Source organism: Pseudoalteromonas sp. 0802 (genome assembly GCF_013350085.1).
GTDB lineage: Bacteria > Pseudomonadota > Gammaproteobacteria > Enterobacterales > Alteromonadaceae > Pseudoalteromonas.
The window spans coordinates 1-17,896 of record NZ_JABVXE010000006.1; the positions used below are offsets into that span (position 1 = coordinate 1).

The 17,896-nt window shown below is 41.9% G+C and carries 18 protein-coding genes and 1 rRNA gene; 7 read left to right on the plus strand and 12 right to left on the minus strand.

Annotation, left to right across the window (positions count from 1 at the left end; all coding sequences use genetic code 11):
* The first annotated feature begins 12 nt into the window (after window positions 1-12).
* Window positions 13-127, plus strand: a 5S ribosomal RNA gene (gene rrf, locus HUS61_RS11805).
* A gap of 462 nt (window positions 128-589) precedes the next feature.
* Here the strand turns inward: rrf and HUS61_RS11810 are convergent.
* The 4 genes from HUS61_RS11810 to gpmM are packed head-to-tail and all read right to left on the minus strand — an operon-like array spanning window position 590 to window position 5,375.
* Window positions 590-1,348, minus strand: coding sequence for a divergent polysaccharide deacetylase family protein (locus tag HUS61_RS11810; protein WP_175082534.1), 759 nt, complete (start codon window positions 1,346-1,348; stop codon window positions 590-592).
* 35 nt (window positions 1,349-1,383) lie between these two features.
* Window positions 1,384-2,652 carry a S41 family peptidase gene (locus tag HUS61_RS11815; protein WP_175082535.1) on the minus strand — a complete coding sequence of 423 codons (1,269 nt, stop codon included), beginning with the start codon at window positions 2,650-2,652 and terminating at the stop codon, window positions 1,384-1,386.
* A 35-nt stretch (window positions 2,653-2,687) separates the two neighbouring features.
* A complete protein-coding gene (locus HUS61_RS11820; RefSeq protein WP_175082536.1) occupies window positions 2,688-3,827 on the minus strand; it encodes a murein hydrolase activator EnvC in 1,140 nt (379 codons plus the stop codon).
* A 3-nt stretch (window positions 3,828-3,830) separates the two neighbouring features.
* Window positions 3,831-5,375, minus strand: coding sequence for a 2,3-bisphosphoglycerate-independent phosphoglycerate mutase (gene gpmM / locus HUS61_RS11825; RefSeq protein WP_054562803.1), 1,545 nt, complete (start codon window positions 5,373-5,375; stop codon window positions 3,831-3,833).
* A 192-nt stretch (window positions 5,376-5,567) separates the two neighbouring features.
* Here gpmM and HUS61_RS11830 point away from each other — a divergent pair, with 192 nt between their 5' ends.
* Genes HUS61_RS11830 through gpsA form a run of 4 tightly spaced genes read left to right on the plus strand, consistent with a single transcriptional unit; the run spans window position 5,568 to window position 7,828 of the window.
* Window positions 5,568-5,999, plus strand: a complete 432-nt coding sequence (locus HUS61_RS11830) for a rhodanese-like domain-containing protein (protein WP_054562817.1) — start codon at window positions 5,568-5,570, stop codon at window positions 5,997-5,999.
* A 30-nt stretch (window positions 6,000-6,029) separates the two neighbouring features.
* The gene (gene grxC, locus HUS61_RS11835) at window positions 6,030-6,287 is read left to right on the plus strand and encodes a glutaredoxin 3 (RefSeq protein WP_054550973.1); all 258 of its coding nucleotides are present in this window, start codon (window positions 6,030-6,032) and stop codon (window positions 6,285-6,287) included.
* A 41-nt stretch (window positions 6,288-6,328) separates the two neighbouring features.
* A complete protein-coding gene (gene secB / locus HUS61_RS11840; RefSeq protein WP_058586639.1) occupies window positions 6,329-6,817 on the plus strand; it encodes a protein-export chaperone SecB in 489 nt (162 codons plus the stop codon).
* Between the two features lie 3 nt (window positions 6,818-6,820).
* On the plus strand, window positions 6,821-7,828 hold the full coding sequence (gpsA, locus tag HUS61_RS11845; RefSeq protein ID WP_055022087.1) for an NAD(P)H-dependent glycerol-3-phosphate dehydrogenase: 1,008 nt from the start codon (window positions 6,821-6,823) through the stop codon (window positions 7,826-7,828).
* A gap of 74 nt (window positions 7,829-7,902) precedes the next feature.
* On the opposite strand, the gene HUS61_RS11850 is transcribed toward gpsA, so the two are convergent.
* Window positions 7,903-9,786: a bifunctional diguanylate cyclase/phosphodiesterase gene (locus tag HUS61_RS11850; RefSeq protein ID WP_175082537.1), complete on the minus strand. Its 1,884-nt coding sequence runs from the start codon at window positions 9,784-9,786 to the stop codon at window positions 7,903-7,905.
* Between the two features lie 103 nt (window positions 9,787-9,889).
* Window positions 9,890-10,354, minus strand: coding sequence for a tRNA (uridine(34)/cytosine(34)/5-carboxymethylaminomethyluridine(34)-2'-O)-methyltransferase TrmL (gene trmL / locus HUS61_RS11855; protein WP_058586636.1), 465 nt, complete (start codon window positions 10,352-10,354; stop codon window positions 9,890-9,892).
* Window positions 10,355-10,455: 101 nt separating this feature from the next.
* On the opposite strand from trmL, the gene HUS61_RS11860 reads away from it, so the two are divergent.
* The gene (locus HUS61_RS11860; protein WP_082401648.1) at window positions 10,456-11,364 is read left to right on the plus strand and encodes a cation diffusion facilitator family transporter; all 909 of its coding nucleotides are present in this window, start codon (window positions 10,456-10,458) and stop codon (window positions 11,362-11,364) included.
* Here HUS61_RS11860 and HUS61_RS11865 read toward each other — a convergent pair.
* The 3 genes from HUS61_RS11865 to HUS61_RS11875 are packed head-to-tail and all read right to left on the minus strand — an operon-like array spanning window position 11,343 to window position 14,361.
* On the minus strand, window positions 11,343-12,284 hold the full coding sequence (locus HUS61_RS11865) for an alpha/beta fold hydrolase (RefSeq protein WP_175082538.1): 942 nt from the start codon (window positions 12,282-12,284) through the stop codon (window positions 11,343-11,345). The genes HUS61_RS11860 and HUS61_RS11865 overlap by 22 nt on opposite strands.
* Entirely contained in the window at window positions 12,285-13,670 is a 1,386-nt protein-coding gene (locus tag HUS61_RS11870; protein ID WP_175082539.1) for an ATP-binding protein, read from the minus strand. It abuts the gene before it with no gap.
* Window position 13,671: 1 nt separating this feature from the next.
* The gene (locus HUS61_RS11875) at window positions 13,672-14,361 is read right to left on the minus strand and encodes a response regulator (protein WP_175078501.1); all 690 of its coding nucleotides are present in this window, start codon (window positions 14,359-14,361) and stop codon (window positions 13,672-13,674) included.
* Window positions 14,362-14,532: 171 nt separating this feature from the next.
* On the opposite strand from HUS61_RS11875, the gene HUS61_RS11880 reads away from it, so the two are divergent.
* A complete protein-coding gene (locus tag HUS61_RS11880; RefSeq protein WP_175082540.1) occupies window positions 14,533-15,060 on the plus strand; it encodes a Spy/CpxP family protein refolding chaperone in 528 nt (175 codons plus the stop codon).
* A gap of 57 nt (window positions 15,061-15,117) precedes the next feature.
* Here the strand turns inward: HUS61_RS11880 and yacG are convergent, their stop codons facing one another.
* The 3 genes from yacG to coaE form a co-directional block, all read right to left on the minus strand.
* Complete coding sequence (gene yacG, locus HUS61_RS11885; RefSeq protein ID WP_175082541.1) at window positions 15,118-15,351, minus strand: DNA gyrase inhibitor YacG; 234 nt, start codon at window positions 15,349-15,351, stop codon at window positions 15,118-15,120.
* Between the two features lie 73 nt (window positions 15,352-15,424).
* Window positions 15,425-17,101 carry a type IV-A pilus assembly ATPase PilB gene (gene pilB / locus HUS61_RS11890; protein ID WP_175082542.1) on the minus strand — a complete coding sequence of 559 codons (1,677 nt, stop codon included), beginning with the start codon at window positions 17,099-17,101 and terminating at the stop codon, window positions 15,425-15,427.
* A 193-nt stretch (window positions 17,102-17,294) separates the two neighbouring features.
* Entirely contained in the window at window positions 17,295-17,894 is a 600-nt protein-coding gene (gene coaE, locus HUS61_RS11895) for a dephospho-CoA kinase (RefSeq protein ID WP_175082543.1), read from the minus strand.
* Window positions 17,895-17,896: the final 2 nt, after the last annotated feature.

The window sequence follows — 17,896 nt, forward strand, 5'->3', positions numbered from 1 at the left end:
AAACCAAATTTGCTTGGTGACAATAGCGTTTTGGACCCACCTGACCCCATGCCGAACTCAGTAGTGAAACGAAACAGCGCCGATGATAGTGTAGCAGCTGCTATGTGAAAGTAGGTCATCGCCAGGCTCCAAATAAGAGAAAGCCCGATTCGAAAGAGTCGGGCTTTTTTGCGTCTGGGAGCTGTCAGCTTTCAGCCGTCAGACGTCAGCTGAACTGTGGGGTTGTTTAGTGCAGAGACTCCCTCAGCATTCACCCTATTCATTCTCCAGGTAGGTTGGGTAGAGCGGAGCGAAACCCAACACGAGTTAGCAAGGGTAAAGTTTAAATTCCAAGGTCAAGTCTGGCGTAAGAATGACTTCAGCAATGAATATTTTTGTTTTATTATTTCGGCACTGAAGTGCCTCCTACAAGATTTTATTACTTAAAGAGACTCTGACCCAAACACCCACACCGCGTGGCTGATCGCTGACGGCTGAAAGCTGATAGCTCTGTGTTTATGTTGGGTTTCGCTGCGCTCTACCCAACCTACGGCAAACTTAAAAACTTTACTCTTGCAACTTTCCCCTCGCTAACTTACTTTTATAACACTCATTCCCCTTGCCTTTGCTCTGCTTTGGCAAGCTGAATGTATTTTGTTTCGACTAGTTGTGAGAGGGGAACAAGTTCGAAGCCTTGTTGTTGCAGTTCAGGGAGGGCTTGTTGTAGAAAAGCAACGGTTTCTGGGTAGGGGTGGGCGATGGCGATTGCGTAGTTGAAGTGTTTAGCTTTGCTTTTTAGTTCTTCAAGTTGATGTTGTAGCTGGCTTTGGGTGACATTGTTATCAAGAAATACATGGCGAGATACATTAGCCACACCATAGAGGTTAGCAACGTTTTGTGCTTCACTTTGACTCGTTGTTCGGCTATCTAAGAAGTACAAACCTCGTTTCTTTAATATTTCCATCGTCCATTTCATTGGCTCGGTAAGCTGTGTCAACTCAGAGCCCATGTGGTTATTGACCCCTTTTACTTGTGGTAGAGAGGCTAACGCATGACCTAGTGTTGTTTGTAACTCTGACTTACTCATAGTATCGGTGAGTGAACCCGGACCAAGTGCTTTAGTTTTATCAAGCGCTTGCATTGGTACATGTAAAAGTAGTTCTTTATGAGTTCTACTGGCGCGTTCAGCAAATATTTGCGAATAGGGTGTATGGGGCAAGATTGAGAAGGTCACTTGCCCTGGTAAGTTTAATATTTCAAGATCGCGCTGATGATTGCCTATATCATCAATTACTATGGCTATTTGCTTTGCTTGGCAGAATAGCGGTAGGCAACATACGGCGAGTAATAAGCCTGTTTTTAAGTTCACTTTTTGTAATTATTATATCCGTTGTGAGCATTTACTTACTGCATAATAAAGAGCTGCTTTGCTGTAAGTTGCTTTTTGTCTTGTCCATCTAGAAGTGAGCTAAAAAGCGCCAATTCTTGGATGTTTTTTATTATAACGCCTTGGTCAATTTCTGAAAGCATTGTTTGATTAATACTCACATCAGGGGTGATCCCCTTTCCATCGATAGATTGACCCGCTGGTGTGTAATAACGTGCTGTAGTCAGTTTTAATGCGGTATTACCGTTACCTAAAGGTATCAGCGATTGCACTGAGCCCTTACCAAAAGAAGTTTCGCCAATTAGCACCGCTCGTTGATTATCTCTTAATGCTGCTGCGAGTATTTCAGCCGCAGAGGCTGAGTTTTCGTTAATCAGTACAGCAATGGGAGCGCCACTGAGTATGTCGCCTTTATGGGCTTTATACTTCTGATTAGCTTCATTAAAGCGGCCTTTGGTTGACACTATGGTACCGTTATCTAAGAACAGATCTGCAACTTCAATGGCCCCTTGTAATGTACCGCCTGGGTTATCGCGTAAATCAATAATTAAACCTGAAAGAGGGAAGCTATTGGTGACCTGCATTTTTGCAAGCTCCCGAGCAACATCGTGTAATGTGTGGTTATTAAATGAGTTGATACTGATAAGCGCAACGCCTGTATTTGCTAAATGGCCATGAACGCTTTGTAAGTTGATTTGTTGGCGCTTGATCGAGAAATTTAGCTCAGTATCTTTCTCTCTTTTTACAGCAACATCGACAGCACTTTGACCGCTTTGGCGAATTAATTTAGCCACTTCTTCGATACTTTTGTCTAAAATAGGTTGTTGATTAATCGCAATAACTTCATCATTTACCTGAAGACCCGCAAGCGCCGCAGGTGAGTTATTAATAGTGTTAACAATATAAACCCGACCATCTTCAACTTTTACTTCTATACCGAGTCCTGTGTATCTACCATTAGTGCTACTGAAGATAGCATCGAGCTCAGTTTCGTCGAGGTATTTTGAGTATGGATCAAGGCGTTCGAATAACGCTTCGACTTGTAAGTTATCAGGCTGGGTTACAAATGTGTTTTGTAGTTTCAGATCATCAACATAATACGTATGGATATTAAATAGAATTTCGTTTAGTTGCTGATGCTCTAGTGACTGTAACGAGGGTTTTGCAACAGCCTGAAACGATTGCAGTATCAGGCATAGCAAGCTGACAAGTAATAAAAAAGACAGCTGAGTAAAAAACTTAGCTGGGGATAAATGAGCTTTGTAAGAGTAAGTTGTGTTTAGCATCAGCTGCTCCTCATAGAGTGCAGCTATTTAATCAATTAAATGCGTCTGCACCATTTTACAGGATTTACTGCGCGTCCTTTGTGGCGTATTTCAAAGTATAGACCAGGATCCGGTTGTCCGCCGCTTTGACCGACTAATGCAATTGTTTCGCCTTCTCTAACAAGGTCGCCAACATCGCGAAGTAGAGTTTGAGCGTGACCATATAAGCTCATAAAGCCATCGCCATGATCAATTGCGATAACCCAGCCAAAGCCATTTAGCCAGTCTGCGTAAACAACTTGGCCGTTCTGTACGCTTTTAACATTACTGCCTTCTTTAGCGCTGATAAGTACGCCTTTCCAATCTATGTTGCCGTGCTTGCGTTGCCCAAAGCGGTGGCGTAATGCCCCTTTAGTTGGCCAGTCGAGTTTGCCCTTACTACTTTGTAAGCCTAGTAATTCAACCTTTTCACTTCGTTCTTGTTCAAGCTCTTCAATGGCGGTGATCAGGGTTTGCTCATTTTCTTTTAAGTAATCAATAGAGCTTTTAGTTTCTTTCAACGCTGACTGGAGTTTATTTAGGTTAGTTTTACGCTCTTGTTGTGCATTGACCAGAGCTTGCTGGCGTCTTTTTTGCTCATCATATAAGGCAACTAGACGTTGTTTGGTTTTTTCAAGCTCAGCCTGGTTGTCTGCAATTTCTTGCTGTAGTGCTTTGAGCTCTTCAATTTGCTCAATACGCGCTTTGTTTAAATAATTATAATAACTTAGCGTGCGCTCAATTTTGGCTGTGTCTTGTTGGTTAAGCAACATTTTTGAGTAGTCATGGCTACCCGCCATGTAGGCGCTTTTTAGTTGTGCAGCTAATAAGGTTTGGCGCTGTGCTTGCTGGGCTTTAAGTTGCTCGGCTTTAGCTTGTTGTTCTCGCTGTTGTTGCTCATTTTCTTTAACAGATTGGGCGGCAAGGTTTAATGCTTTGGCATTTTGAGCTATGTCGAGTTCATGGGCGCGCAGATCTTTACGCATTTGGGCAATGGACTTGCGTTGACCTTTAAGCTCAGCCTCTGTTTTTTGTAAAGCTGATTGAATGTCTGATAAGTCTTTTTTGGTTTGATCTTCATTAGCAACAACCGAAGTTGCTACTAATGAAGTCAGTATTAAACCAGTTTTAAAGAAGTGGTTAATACATTTACTCATAGCTTATTTCAGCGTCATGATTGGTTTACCAGTCATTTCACTTGGCTGCTCTAAGCCGAGTAGGTGAAGCATGGTTGGAGCCACGTCACTCAATGTTTTACCATCATGTGGTGTCGCATCGCGGCCAACATAGATAAATGGCACTGGCTCACTGGTGTGTGCGGTATGTGCTTGGCCCGTTGCTGGGTTAGCCATTTGTTCAGCATTACCATGATCGGCTGTAATAAGCGCTTCACCACCATGTTCTTCAAGTGCTGCAACTACGCGACCAATACAATGATCAACAGCTTCACATGCTTTCACTGCTGCTTCGAATACGCCAGAGTGACCTACCATGTCTCCGTTAGGGTAGTTACAGATGATGGCATCGTATTTACCGCTAGCGATTGCTTCAACAAGTTTATCGGTCAGCATTTCAGAGTTCATTTCTGGTTGCAGATCGTATGTTGCTACTTGTGGTGATGGAATTAGTTCGCGAGTCTCACCAACAAATTCATCTTCACGACCACCACTAAAGAAAAAGGTCACGTGTGCGTATTTTTCTGTTTCAGAAATACGTAGCTGTGTTTTACCTTGCTTCTCTAACCATTCGCCTAATACATTTGTTAAAGGCTCTGGGGCAAACGCAATCGGCGCTTTAATGTCTGCTGCGTATTCTGTCATCATCACAAAAGCGCTTAACTGTGGTGATTTTTTCTTATCAAAACCACTGAAGTCAGCATCAACAAAGGCACGAGTCATTTCACGTGCTCGGTCTGCTCTGAAGTTAGCAAAGATAACTGTGTCGCCGTCATTGATCTCAGCAGCTGCTTGGCCTTCTGGCACAACAGTTGTTGCAGCTACGAACTCGTCGTTCTCGTCACGTGCATAAGCCGCTTCTAGTGCGGTTACACCGTCAGTGTAGCTGTATTCAGCAATACCACTAACCATAACATCATATGCAAGCTCGACACGATTCCAACGGTTATCGCGGTCCATTGCATAGTAACGACCAACAAGCGTTGCTAAGCGGCCACAGCCAAGTTCTGCAAATAGGGCTTCGATGCGCTCAATTGATGCTTTTGCGCTACGTGGTGGTGTGTCACGGCCGTCTAAGAAACCGTGGAAGTAAACTTCTTTTGCACCGCGCTTAGCTGCAAGTTCAATCGTTGCCACAATATGGTCTTCGTGACTATGAACACCACCTGGACTTAAAAGACCCATAATATGCACGGCTTTGCCTGCATTTACAGCTTTGTCGATATTATCAACAAGCGCAGGGTTGCTATCGAACTCACCATCATCAATGGCTTTAGTGATGCGAGTAAAATCTTGGTAAACGATACGGCCAGCACCTAAATTTACATGGCCTACTTCAGAGTTACCCATTTGTCCTGCAGGTAAACCAACATCAAGTCCCGAACCTGAAATTAATGTATGTGGGCGGGTTGCCCAAAGGTTGTCGAGTACTGGGGTATTAGCAGCAAGTATGGCGTTACTTTCTGTGTCTTCACGGTATCCCCAACCGTCTAAGATCATTAATACCAATGGTTTTTTATGCTCTGTCATTATAGCTCCTGAAGATTGGCACTTATATATCACTAGCATACCGTGTTTTATGGTTTTGATCAGCTATCAATATGTCATATTAAAATATTTCACGCCCTAGCATTTTCAATTGAAGCACGTATACTTGCGTGGCAAATTTTAATTAACCCATGGCTATGCGCTGTGGTACCTAAATTTCTTAGTGGAAAACGCATGGATCAATATATTGAATTTATCTCGAATCATCCGGTTTTGAGCATTATCTGGTTAGCATTAGTCGCTATGCTGATCAGCAGTTGGTTTAAAAGTAAATTTTCGGCTATCCGTCAAATCAACCCACAGCAACTTACCTTGCTAATTAACCGTGATGATGGTCAAGTGATTGATATACGTGCACAAAAAGAGTTTAACTCTGGCCGTATTGCAGGCGCAACTCACTTAAATCCGGAAAAAGCAAAGCAATCTGATTTTTCAAGCCTTGAAAAGTTTAAGACTAAACCCATTATACTAGTATGTACCACGGGCATGACTGCCTCAGGTATCGCAACTGCAATGCATAAAGCAGGTTTTGAGCGTGTTTATGTATTAGCGGGCGGTATGGGCGCTTGGCAATCAGCTAGCTTACCAACAACGACCGGTCGTTAATAAGGCTCACTGCCCGATAGAGGAATTATTATGAGTAATGTTGTTCTTTACACAAAAGCATACTGTCCATTCTGCCAACGTGCTTTGGCGTTATTAGACAGTAAAGGTGTAGACTACACGAATATCGATATTGGTGTTCACCCTGAGCGTCGTGATGAAATGATCGACAAAGCAAATGGTGGTTACACAGTTCCGCAAATTTTCATTAATGATGAACATATCGGCGGTTGTGACGACATGATGGCAATTGAAGCGCAAGGCCTTTTAGACGCAAAGCTTAACGCTTAATAAATTTTAAATATAAAAACGAATACAAGTTAGGAATTACAATGAACGAAGAAAATCAAAACGCAGCAGCAGAACAACAAGCCGGCGCTCAATTCTCAATCCAACGCATCTACACTAAAGATGTTTCTTTTGAGACGCCTAACTCACCTGCTATTTTCCAAAAAGAGTGGACTCCTGAAGTTAAGCTTGACTTAGATACTCGTTCTAACAAATTAGAAGAAGGTGTGTTTGAAGTTGTTCTTGCTTTAACAGTAACAGCTTCAATCGGTGAAGAAACTGCATTCCTATGTGAAATCCAACAAGCGGGTATTTTCACAATTGGTGAAGTTGAAGAAGTTCAACTTGCGCACATGTTAGGTGCTTTCTGCCCGAACGTACTTTTCCCTTACGCTCGTGAAGCAGTATCAAACCTAGTTAACCGTGGTACTTTCCCACAATTAAACTTAGCGCCAGTTAACTTTGACGCACTATTTGCTCAATACATGCAACAACGTGCAGCTCAAGATCAACAGGCAACTGCAGACGCATAAGCTATGAGTACAGCACAATCAGCTGTTACAGTATTAGGGGCGGGGTCTTATGGCACCGCCCTTGCTATTTGCTTTGCCAGAAATGGCCACCCAGTAACTTTGTGGGGCCGCAATAGCGATGACGTTGCTACGCTTGCAGCTGAGCGAAAGAATCAACGTTATGTTCCGGATGTTAGCTTTCCTGAAACCCTCCAACTAGAAGCAGATTTAGAAACGGCAGTTAAAGCAAGCAAGATCATTTTGGTTGTTGTACCTAGCCATGCTTTTGCTGGCACGCTGCAAAAAATCAAACCTTGGTTGTCAGAAGGTGCTGAAGTTGCATGGGCTACCAAAGGTTTAGAGCCAAATACAGGGCGTTTACTGCAAGAAGTAGCGGTACAAGAGCTAGGAGATGATGTTCCTCTGGCTGTGCTTTCAGGACCTACTTTTGCAAAAGAAATGGCAATGGGTTTACCAACCGCTATTTCGGTATCGTCTACCTCTAAAGACTTCGCTAAGCAATTAGCTGACCTTTTACACTGTGGCCGCTCATTTAGGGTTTATAACAATGATGACTTCATTGGTATACAGCTTGGTGGCGCAGTTAAAAATGTGATTGCGATTGGCGCTGGTATGTCTGATGGTTTTGGCTTTGGTGCCAACGCACGTACTGCCTTAATCACTCGCGGTTTAGCTGAGCTTTGCCGTTTAGGGTGTGCATTAGGTGCTCGTTCAGATACCTTTATGGGTATGGCTGGCCTTGGTGACTTGATCTTAACCTGTACAGATAACCAATCTCGTAACCGTCGCTTTGGCCTTGCACTTGGCAAAGGTGAAGGCGTAGAAGCTGCAATTGAATCTATTGGTCAGGTTGTTGAAGGCTATAGAAATACCAAAGAAGTGTATTTACTTGCTGAGCGTACAGGTATTGAAATGCCAATAACGGAGCAAATTTACCAAGTACTTTATGAAAATAAAGATGTAAAAGAAGCTGCGATGGCACTCCTTGGCCGTGAGCAAAAATCTGAATAATTTAGATTGTGCACTGTTAAATAAAAAACGCGATTGATTAATCGCGTTTTTTATTTGATGTACCGTTGCAACCACTAGCTAGATTGCTGCTTTTCTAGCGTATCATTAATAAATTCGCTGACTTGGTTAGCTTTTAATGGCTTGCAGTAATAATAACCTTGTTGAAAATGACAGCCCATAATATGCAGCATGTAAGCTTGTTCTTCAGTTTCTACTCCTTCAGCAACAACATTTATGTCCAAATACTTAGCTAACCGCACTATGGTGGCGGTGATGTTGCGATCTTGGTCGTTTTTATCGATATCTTTTACGAATGACTTGTCGATTTTGAGCGTATCGATTGGAAAACGCTTTAAGTAACTGAGTGATGAATGACCCGTGCCAAAGTCATCCAGCGCGATCTGCACACCAATCGATTTAATACGTTTCATTTGCTGCTCTGCAAATTCAGGGTTATCCATCATGGCGCTTTCTGTGATCTCGAGTTCTAAGCAATGTGCCGGTACGTCAAATTTAGCTAAGTTGTCGATGAGGGTTTCAATAAGGCTACTTTGCTGAAAGTGTAAGGCTGAAATATTAATAGCGACATTACCAAACGAAATGTTTTGTTTTCGCCACTGTGCCAGTTGATTAAGCAGCTGCTCCATCAGTAATTGGGTGAGCGGAATAATGGCACCATTTTGTTCGGCAAGCGGAATGAACTCATCGGGGTTAATCACACTGCCATCTTCTTGAGGCCAGCGAACTAATGCTTCAAAGCCGTATAACTGATTATGCTGGGCATCAAACTTAGGCTGAAAATAAAGCTCAAACTCATTGTTGGTAATGGCTTTAAATAAAGCGCTCTCTTTGGTTAACTCGGTTGGGTCGAGAGTATGGCGCTCTTTATCAAAAAATTGATACGTATTACGGCCCATTTTTTTTGCATGATTCAAAGCACTATTTGCGCTGCGCATTAAGTATTCACAGTTGTAGGCGTTGTCTGGGTAGATAGCAAGACCACAACAGGCCGATAGCGAGGTCTCAAAACCATCTAACATAAATGGGGTTTTAAACTGCTGAAGCACGATGTCTGCGGTTTTTTTAGCAAAGAATACGGTTTGACCTGAATAAAGATAGGGCGGCACCAGTACCGCAAATTCATCTGCACCGAGTCTTGCAATGGTAAAGCCTGAATTTAGAGAGTCAGTTAAACGACAGGCTACCTCTTTTAGTAGTACATCGCCAATTGTGTGACCGAGCGAATCGTTAATCTTTTTGAAATTGTCTATATCAATAAAGATGATCAACAGGCTAGGGTAAGTGTCGTTACAAGCATTGATTGCTTTTTCAAGGGACTCTATAAAAATGGCACGGTTTGATAAGCCTGTGACACTGTCTTTGGTCGTGAGCTTGAGCATAGTTCGCTCGTTATTCTTACGAGCAGTTACATCAGAAAACATACCAACGTAACGTACAGAGCTTTTTGCAAAGCGTGGTGTGGTTACTTTTGTTATACATAAATCAATGGCGTAGGGTTGCCCATCTTTGCGTAAATTCCAAATTTCGCCAGACCAATAACCATCATTACTCAGCTCTTGTTGGATGATTTCTTCGAGTTGTGTATCACGACCGGCTTGCGTTAATGCTTTGAATTTTTTACCAAGTACATCGGCTTTTTTATAACCCGATATTTCACTAAATGCGTTATTGATTTCTATGATCCGAAACTGTTCATCGGTGACCCAAATACCATCTTTAGACTGGGAAAGTAGAGCATCCATCAGCGTCATCTTTTGGTTTCTTTGATAATAGATAACCGCACCAATGAGGATGACAATCGCTAGAAAGATTAGTAGTAATAGGGGAGTCGTATTGGGGACTTGTGAGTTAGAGGGATTAGACACAGCAGCAGAAGCAGCACTAGAAAAGTGCTGCATCAGCAAAATGATACTGCATACTCGGGCAAAAAAGCGCATTAAATCCATCTTTAGGAACAAACTCACCTATTTAGGTTAGTCCATAAAAAATGGTCGTGCTAAACAATTAGTGAATATTTATTACAAGCGCTTTTTCAATGAGTTATTGACCGTTCACAAACCCCAGCTGACGCCAAGATTCATAAACAAATACAGCAACTGAGTTAGATAAGTTCATACTACGGCTGTCTTTTTGCATTGGAATACGTACACGTTGCTCTTTCGGCAACGACTGAATTAGATCATCAGGTAAGCCACGTGTTTCAGGGCCAAACACTAAACAATCGCCAGGCTGATATTGTGCTTGATGATGAAATTGGCTGCCCTTAGTGGTGCAAGCATAGACTTTTTTCGGTTGGCATTTTTCTAGATATGCTTCAAACGAGGCATGGCGCTGTACATGGCTAAACTCATGATAATCAAGACCTGCACGTTTTACGCGTTTATCATCCCACTCAAAACCAAGGGGTTCAATTAGGTGTAACGCATAACCTGTGTTTGCGCATAAGCGAATGATATTACCCGTGTTTGGTGGAATTTCTGGTTGGTACAACACAATATCAAGCATGTGAATCTCATTTATAAGGATTTGATCTGCTGCTGAGTATACACGAACTAGAATTAAAAGATGATATACTCAACACAGTTACTCACTAAAGGTAAGTTGTTGTGCAGCATCGTAGTTATGAGTTTTGGGTTAAAACAGCCAGTATAGTCACCATTGTTATGGTGAGTTTAATGATCGCAGCAAAAAGCTGGGCTTGGCTTGCATCTGGCTCGGCGTCAATGCTGGGTTCATTGACCGATTCGTTAATGGATATCACAGCCTCACTGATGAGTTTTTTAGTGCTAGGTTATGCACTACGCCCTGCTGATGACGACCATCGCTTTGGTCACGGAAAAGCCGAAGCATTAGCCGGGCTTGCACAGGCCGCTTTTATAGCTGGCTCAGGTTGCTTTTTAGCGTTTCATGGCATTGAGCGCTTATTTAATCCGGTAACCTTAAAGCATTCAGACCTTGGTATTTGGGTTAGTATTTTCGCTATTGTTTGTACGCTCGTGGTGGTGTTTGTACAAACTAAGGTGATTAATCACACCGAATCAATCGCCATTAAAGCAGACTCAATTCACTATAAAGGCGATTTAATCTTAAACTTGGCGGTATTACTGGCAATTGTGTTAGCTAAGTACGGCGTCGCTTATGCCGATCCATTGTTTGCTATTGGGGTGGCTGTTTATTTACTTTATAACAGCTGGGATATTGCTCGCGAAAGTGCTGATCACTTAATGGATAAAGAGCTCCCAGATGAAGAAAAACAACAAATACTGGCCATTGTGAATAGCCATCAAGACGTTTTTGGCGCCCATGATATTCGTACCCGCCAAGGTGGTAAAATTAAGTTTATTCAGATGCATTTAGAGCTGGAAGACTCATTATCATTGATAAGAGCGCATCAAGTTGCTGATGAAGTAGAAGCATTAATTCAAACGCATTTTGATTGCGAAATGGATATTTTGATGCACCTTGACCCACTTTCAGTGGTTAACAAAACACGTCAAAGCTCAGCACAAAATTGATAAAAATCGCTGAGTATTGTTTGTCTGATCTCGTCGCGTTCACACAATAGTTCGTGGCGAGCGCCCGCATAGCTTTTTAGTTGTGCTTGCTTTTGCCTATGGGTAAGTGCAAATTGCGCAGCGTTATCGACCACAGTATCTTGCTCGGCGCTTGCGATAAACAAAGGAATATCGACTTTTTTATCGACTAAAGAAGCAATAAAATCAAACGATGCATTGAGCCAGCCATAGGTTACGCCACCTAGTTGTAAATCATCTTCTGCTGCATAAAGCTCTCTGAACAGCTTATATCTAATTTCACTACTGGTTAGTTCATTAGCTGCAAAGTCGACTGGTAAATAATCGCGTTGGCCAAATGCGTAACTGCGACCAAGACCAAGTAAGGATGCAATTTTAGCAGCTAGTTTTGCAACAGGCTTTGGCGTGCCTTTGGTATAGATATCAAACATCGGCGCTGATAAAAAAGCACCCGCAAATTGATGCTGATAGCGCGATAGGTAATCATAGGCAATGGCACTGCCCATAGAGTGGCCAAGCAAAACCTGCTTTCCTTGCCAGTGTTGATGCACCACTTTTTCTATAAATACAGCAAAGTCATCTGCGTAGTCAGTAAAGCGGTTTACAAAACCCTTATGAGTGTTTTTTAAATGACGATAAGAGCGACCTTGCCCCTGGTGATCAACACTAAAAACTGCAAAGCCATTTTGATATAGCTCCCACAGCAACTCTTTGTACTTAATTAAAGACTCTATTCGGCCAGTACTTATAACGATGGCCGTTTTTGCTTGTTGGGGAATTGCATAGCCGTAATAAAGCTTGCCATGAGCGGTGCTCAGAAAGTCTTGCTGTAATTGCTCAGAAAAAAACTGATTAATATTAGGTAGGTTATTAACAAGACTTGCTTCGCTACTATAAAACATTTACTCACTCTTATAAGGTAGGCGGATGTTTACGCACAGTCCGCCATGTTCTTGGTTTTCAAGTGTTAGTGTACCATCATGTGCTGAGATAGCATTCTTTGCAATTGCAAGACCTAAACCTGTGCCGCCTGTGCTTCTATCACGAGCATGCTCCTGACGGAAGAAAGGTTCACACAGCCTTGCTAGGTTTGCTTCATCAACCCCTTTACCGTCATCACAAATAGTGATGTAGATAGCGTCTGATTCAACTAGGCCAATTGAGATTGAATGTTCTGCGTATTTAATGGCATTGCGAAGTACATTCTCAAGCGCGCTGGCTATTAAGGTTTCATCGCATTTTAAATCGGCTGTTAGTGTACCATTAACAATAAGCTCTTTATTACTTTGCTTGGCCTCAAATTGAGCATCGTTGAGTACATGATCAACAATCACCTGTAAGGATTGTGTACTCAACGCCAGAGTCTGGCTTTTGGCTTCTAAACGTGAAACTTGAAGTACATCGGCAATCATTTTATCGAGCTGATTGGCCTCTTTTTCAATGCGCTCTAAATAAGTGTGTTGAGCATCATCGGCTTGCATTTGTGCAAGGCCTGTGGCCATTTTTAAGCGCGTTAATGGTGAACGTAGTTCATGAGAAATATCTGCTAGTAGTCGTTTTTGAGCGCTAATAAGCTGCTCAAGTTGCACCGCCATGGTATTAAAGTCACGACCAAGTACACCTAACTCATCTTGACGAGTAGGAGATACATCGGCACGGGCAGTTAAATCGCCATGAGCTAGTTTTTTTGCTGTTTCTTTTAAACTATTAATAGGTGCAATTAAGTTACGGCTAAAGAAGAAACTCAGCATCAAGGATGCAACTAAAGCAATAAGCAGTTTAAGCCAAACAGGCATTAGCCATAGGCTGACAAAAAACGGTTTCTTGCGTTTTTCATCGATTTCATAAAGATAAAACTTACCTTCAGGCACATTCAAAGCTACCGGCCCATAAGCTTGGTATTCATCGGTAAAAATAATTTGCGGACGCATATATTTGGTAAAGTTCAGCAAGCTTAAATCAATGTCTTTGGATACAGGTTCGCTAAGCATTTCAACACCATGAACCTCACCATTTAAGTACAGTAATTTATGCTTTGATAAGCGCGGATGAGATAAAACCTCTTGAGTTGATTTTCCGTGTTTAGCAACAATGCGTTCAATACTTTTAGCCGTGTACTCAAGATTTTTCAGCATGGGTCCACGCAGGTCGTCATTGCCGACATTGCTCGTTAACTGGCTTAAAAACACCAGTATTGTGATAGTCGCGATAACGGTGACCCAAAACCAAGCAAATATTTTTAAAAACAAATAATGGCGGGGATGCTTTAGCCAGCTTGGAGTTTGCATATTATTCGCCTTGTATTAATACATAACCACTGCCACGCATGGTTTTGATCCGTTCATTACTAACATGCTCTGCAATTTTTTTACGGATGTTGCTGACATGCATATCGATTGAGCGGTCAAAAGGAGCAAGGCGTCTACCTAATACTTGCTCACTTATTTGCTCTTTGCTGATCACTTCTCCGGCATGTTGCACTAGCATGGCAAGGATCTCATACTCAGTGCCGGTTAGGCTAAGTACATTGTCATTAACAGAAGCTTCTCGTGTTGCGAAATTAACATTGATGCTGTTAACACTCAATGAGCTGGTCTGTTGGCTCGATAAGCTATTGATATGTTCGATGCGACGAGTAATTGCTTTAACGCGAGCTAGTAGCTCTCTGTGATTAAACGGTTTAGGAATATAATCATCTGCGCCAAGTTCTAAACCAAAGATACGATCAAAATCTTCGCCTTTCGCGGTTAACATGATCACCGGTGTGAGCTTATGTTGTCTTAATTGCTTTAGCACATCGAAGCCATCCATAGAGGGTAACATCACATCAAGCAATATTAGCTCATAGTTATGCTTAATAGCTTGCTTTAGGCCTTCAGCGCCATCATGAACACACTCTACTGTAAAACCTTGTGCTGACAAGTACTCGCTGAGTAATTCGCACAATCCTGTATCGTCGTCGATCATTAATAGTTTCATTCTGACACCTAGCTATTTATTTCTTTAAGGTTATTTTACTCAGTAAATTGTGTAAAAGTGAATCTTTACACAACCTTTACACTGGCTTGCGTTCCTTTGCATTGAATTAGTTATAGTTAACCCATCAGTCGGAAACGACAACAGAGCACAACCCAACAAAAGGTAATGATTATGACTATTTCAAATAAGCTTTCTAAATTCGTACTTGTTTGTGGTTTAGCAGCAGCCAGTGTAGGTGCTACTTCAGCAATGGCGAAAGGAGACTTTAACCGTGGTATGAACCCACAGGCTCGTTTTTTACTTTCTGAGCGTGGTATTGATAAATTACAACTTACCGAAGAGCAGCAAACGCAACTTAAAGCAATCTTTGCACAGCAGAAAACACAATTTGAAGCACTGCGTGGCGATAAAGATGCAATGAAAGCCGCTCGTGCTGCACACAAAGAGAAAATGGATGCGTTATTAGCAACAAAAGCATTTGACGAAAATGCCGCATTAGAGCTGATTAAAGCGCGCCAAGAAAAAGGTCAGCAGTTTGCAATGCTAAAAATGAAATCTGACCATGCGATTTGGCAGGTTTTAAATGCTGAACAGCGCGAAAGCTATCAAGAGATTAAAAAACACCTTCGTAAAAAAGGTCACAAAAAGGGCCACCATGGTCATCGAGGCGAACGCAAAGCTGAGCGTTCTGAAGGTTAAAAGTGATAGGTTATATTAAAAAATGCGGCAATTGCCGCATTTTTTGTATTTGACGCTTTATTCTTTAAAGAATGAATCATCGTTTTTAGCCAGCATTGCTTCGATATCTTCAATCATATCTTGGCTCAAATCATTAGCATTGCTAATTGGGCTAGAAATTTTATTGTTCTCATACGACCACTCGCCTAAATCAATTAGCTGGCAGCGTTTTGAGCAAAATGGACGATGCGGGCTTTGCTCTGACCATTCAACTTTGGCTTTGCATGTTGGGCAGTTTACAACTGTTGGCATGGAATAACTCTCAAATAAGCACTTTTGTCAGATCTTACTGAACAGTTAGCTGATAATCCAGTAACGAATTTATTTAGAAACTCGTTACTCGGTTTATTTCTGCTAAAGAGGTAACGCCATCAGCGGCTTTTTTCAGGCCAGATAAACGCAGATCATTAAAGCCTGAGCGCAGAGATACTTCAGCGATTTCGAGTGAGTTACCACCACGCATAATAATTTGCGCTATTTCAGGGGTAATTTGCATTACTTCGTAAATACCCACTCGACCTTTATACCCTTCAGTACAGCTGTCGCAGCCTTTTGGTGCGAATAACTGAACCTCATTGAGCTTGTCTTTATCAAAACCTTGGCGAATCAATTCTTCATCAGGAAGTTTTTCTGGTGTTTTACACTTAGGGCAAAGCCGTCTTGCTAGACGCTGCGCAATAATAAGGCTGATAGAGCTTGCTACGTTATAAGCAGGAACACCCATATTTAAAAGACGAGTAAGAGTTTCTGGTGCAGAGTTTGTATGCAGAGTTGATAATACCAAGTGACCTGTTTGCGCCGCTTTAATTGCTATTTCAGCGGTTTCAAGGTCACGGATCTCACCAACCATTACGACATCGGGATCTTGTCGTAAGAAAGCCTTTAATGCATTGGCAAAGGTCATATCTGCCTTTGGATTAATTTGAACTTGGTTAATCCCTTCAAGGTTGATTTCTACTGGATCCTCGGCAGTACTGATATTACGCTCTGGCTGGTTAAGAATATTCAAACCAGTATAAAGTGATACCGTTTTACCAGAGCCCGTTGGACCGGTTACTAAGATCATGCCTTGTGGTTGCTCAAGTGCGTCCATGTAGAGTTTTTTCTGCTCAGGCTCATAACCAAGCACATCGATACCTAGCATAGCACTTGATGAGTCGAGAATACGCATTACGATTTTCTCGCCCCAAAGAGTAGGCAATGTACTGACACGGAAGTCGATACTTTTACGTTCAGTAATTTTAAGCTTAATACGGCCGTCTTGAGGTTTACGTTTTTCAGCTATGTCTAGTCGTGACATAACCTTGATACGCGCAGATAAACGGCTCGCTAAGCTATTTGGCGGACTTGCCATTTCATGCAAAATACCATCGATACGAAAACGCACGCGGTAGCGGTGTTCGTAAGGCTCAAAGTGTAGATCCGAGGCCCCTTTTTTAATCGCATCCATCAAAATCTTATTGATGTAAACGATAATAGGGGCATCGTCTTTATCTTCATCTTTGCTAGCTAAGTCGCGAGGGGCTTCTGTTTCAAGCTCACCAAGTTCTTTAAACTCATCTTCACTTAAATTTAGGCCACCTGCGGCATCAAGTAATTGCTCGATTTTGTTTTCAAGTTGCGCGTAATCAACAACGACCACTTCGCATGAAAGGCCCGTACTAAATTCAAAGTTTTCAAAGGCACCGTAGTCGGTTGGATCTGAGGCTGCAATGTAGAGCTTACGACCTTTTTTAACTAGAGGTAGAATGTGGTGCTCTCGAATGAGTTTGTCTTTAACTAGTTCTTCGCTAATGTTCGCAACGTCAAAGTCTTTGATGTCAAAATAAGGCACACGAAAAAGGTCTGTACATTGCTCTGCGAGCTCATGGCCAGCCATTCCACATGTTTTAGAAATAAGCTCTGCAGTAGAGTTATATTCGCGCTGCTTTGATTTTACGGTCTCTGCATCAATGCGACCGAGTGTAATAAATTTTCGAAGTAGCGGTGAGTTTATATTCATTGCGCACCTAGATTGATCCTTTATTGCCACAATCTAACAGAAAAAGTAAGGCTATTACATCAGTCTTGTCTGATTTTAGAAAAATTGCAAAAAAAATTAACCTAAAACTCAGTTGTTTAGAGTGTGAGTTGGTACTTTTGTATTGGTTTTGGGGGCTTCTATTGAATGAGAATCTATAAATAAAATCAATAGCCTAGTGAGAGTGTATTAGATACTTTTCATGTAGTTTTTGCACATCCGTTTTTACTTCTTCAAGAGGGCGGTTATTATCTAAAATATCTCCCGCTTTTTGTTGTTTATCAGCTCTGCTCATTTGAGAAGCGATAATTTGCTTAGCTAATTCTACAGAGACATTATCACGGGCTGTAGTTCTTGTTATTTGTACATCAACCGGAACATCAATTAGCAAGGTATGGTTGCAGTATTTTTCTAAGCCATTTTCAAAAAGTAAGGGAGCAACTAAGATGACATAATTGCTGGTGGCTTGCTTTAATTGGCTCAGCATTGATTCTCGAATAAGTGGATGCAATAAGTTATTTAGCCATTGCTTTTGTGATTCATCAGCAAAGATAATTGCTCTTAGTTTTGCGCGATCAAGTGTGCCGTTACTCGTGAGTATCTCATCACCAAAATGTTCAGTAATTTTTTTAAGGCCAAGTGAACCAGGCTCGACGACCTCTCTGGCGACAATATCGGCATCAACCACCTGAATGCCAAGCTCTTCAAACATGGCGCTTACCGCACTTTTACCTGAACCAATACCGCCGGTTAGCCCTAAAACCCAGTTTGCCATAA

Bases quoted from the DNA above. Each gene is read 5' to 3' on its own strand.
- HUS61_RS11815 (WP_175082535.1), bottom strand. From the start codon at position 2,652: ATGCTAAACACAACTTACTCTTACAAAGCTCATTTATCCCCAGCTAAG.
- HUS61_RS11820 (WP_175082536.1), bottom strand. From the start codon at position 3,827: ATGAGTAAATGTATTAACCACTTCTTTAAAACTGGTTTAATACTGACT.
- gpmM (WP_054562803.1), bottom strand. From the start codon at position 5,375: ATGACAGAGCATAAAAAACCATTGGTATTAATGATCTTAGACGGTTGG.
- HUS61_RS11830 (WP_054562817.1), top strand. From the start codon at position 5,568: ATGGATCAATATATTGAATTTATCTCGAATCATCCGGTTTTGAGCATT.
- grxC (WP_054550973.1), top strand. From the start codon at position 6,030: ATGAGTAATGTTGTTCTTTACACAAAAGCATACTGTCCATTCTGCCAA.
- secB (WP_058586639.1), top strand. From the start codon at position 6,329: ATGAACGAAGAAAATCAAAACGCAGCAGCAGAACAACAAGCCGGCGCT.
- gpsA (WP_055022087.1), top strand. From the start codon at position 6,821: ATGAGTACAGCACAATCAGCTGTTACAGTATTAGGGGCGGGGTCTTAT.
- HUS61_RS11850 (WP_175082537.1), bottom strand. From the start codon at position 9,786: ATGCGCTTTTTTGCCCGAGTATGCAGTATCATTTTGCTGATGCAGCAC.
- trmL (WP_058586636.1), bottom strand. From the start codon at position 10,354: ATGCTTGATATTGTGTTGTACCAACCAGAAATTCCACCAAACACGGGT.
- HUS61_RS11865 (WP_175082538.1), bottom strand. From the start codon at position 12,284: ATGTTTTATAGTAGCGAAGCAAGTCTTGTTAATAACCTACCTAATATT.
- HUS61_RS11870 (WP_175082539.1), bottom strand. From the start codon at position 13,670: ATGCAAACTCCAAGCTGGCTAAAGCATCCCCGCCATTATTTGTTTTTA.
- HUS61_RS11875 (WP_175078501.1), bottom strand. From the start codon at position 14,361: ATGAAACTATTAATGATCGACGACGATACAGGATTGTGCGAATTACTC.
- HUS61_RS11880 (WP_175082540.1), top strand. From the start codon at position 14,533: ATGACTATTTCAAATAAGCTTTCTAAATTCGTACTTGTTTGTGGTTTA.
- yacG (WP_175082541.1), bottom strand. From the start codon at position 15,351: ATGCCAACAGTTGTAAACTGCCCAACATGCAAAGCCAAAGTTGAATGG.
- pilB (WP_175082542.1), bottom strand. From the start codon at position 17,101: ATGAATATAAACTCACCGCTACTTCGAAAATTTATTACACTCGGTCGC.
- coaE (WP_175082543.1), bottom strand. From the start codon at position 17,894: ATGGCAAACTGGGTTTTAGGGCTAACCGGCGGTATTGGTTCAGGTAAA.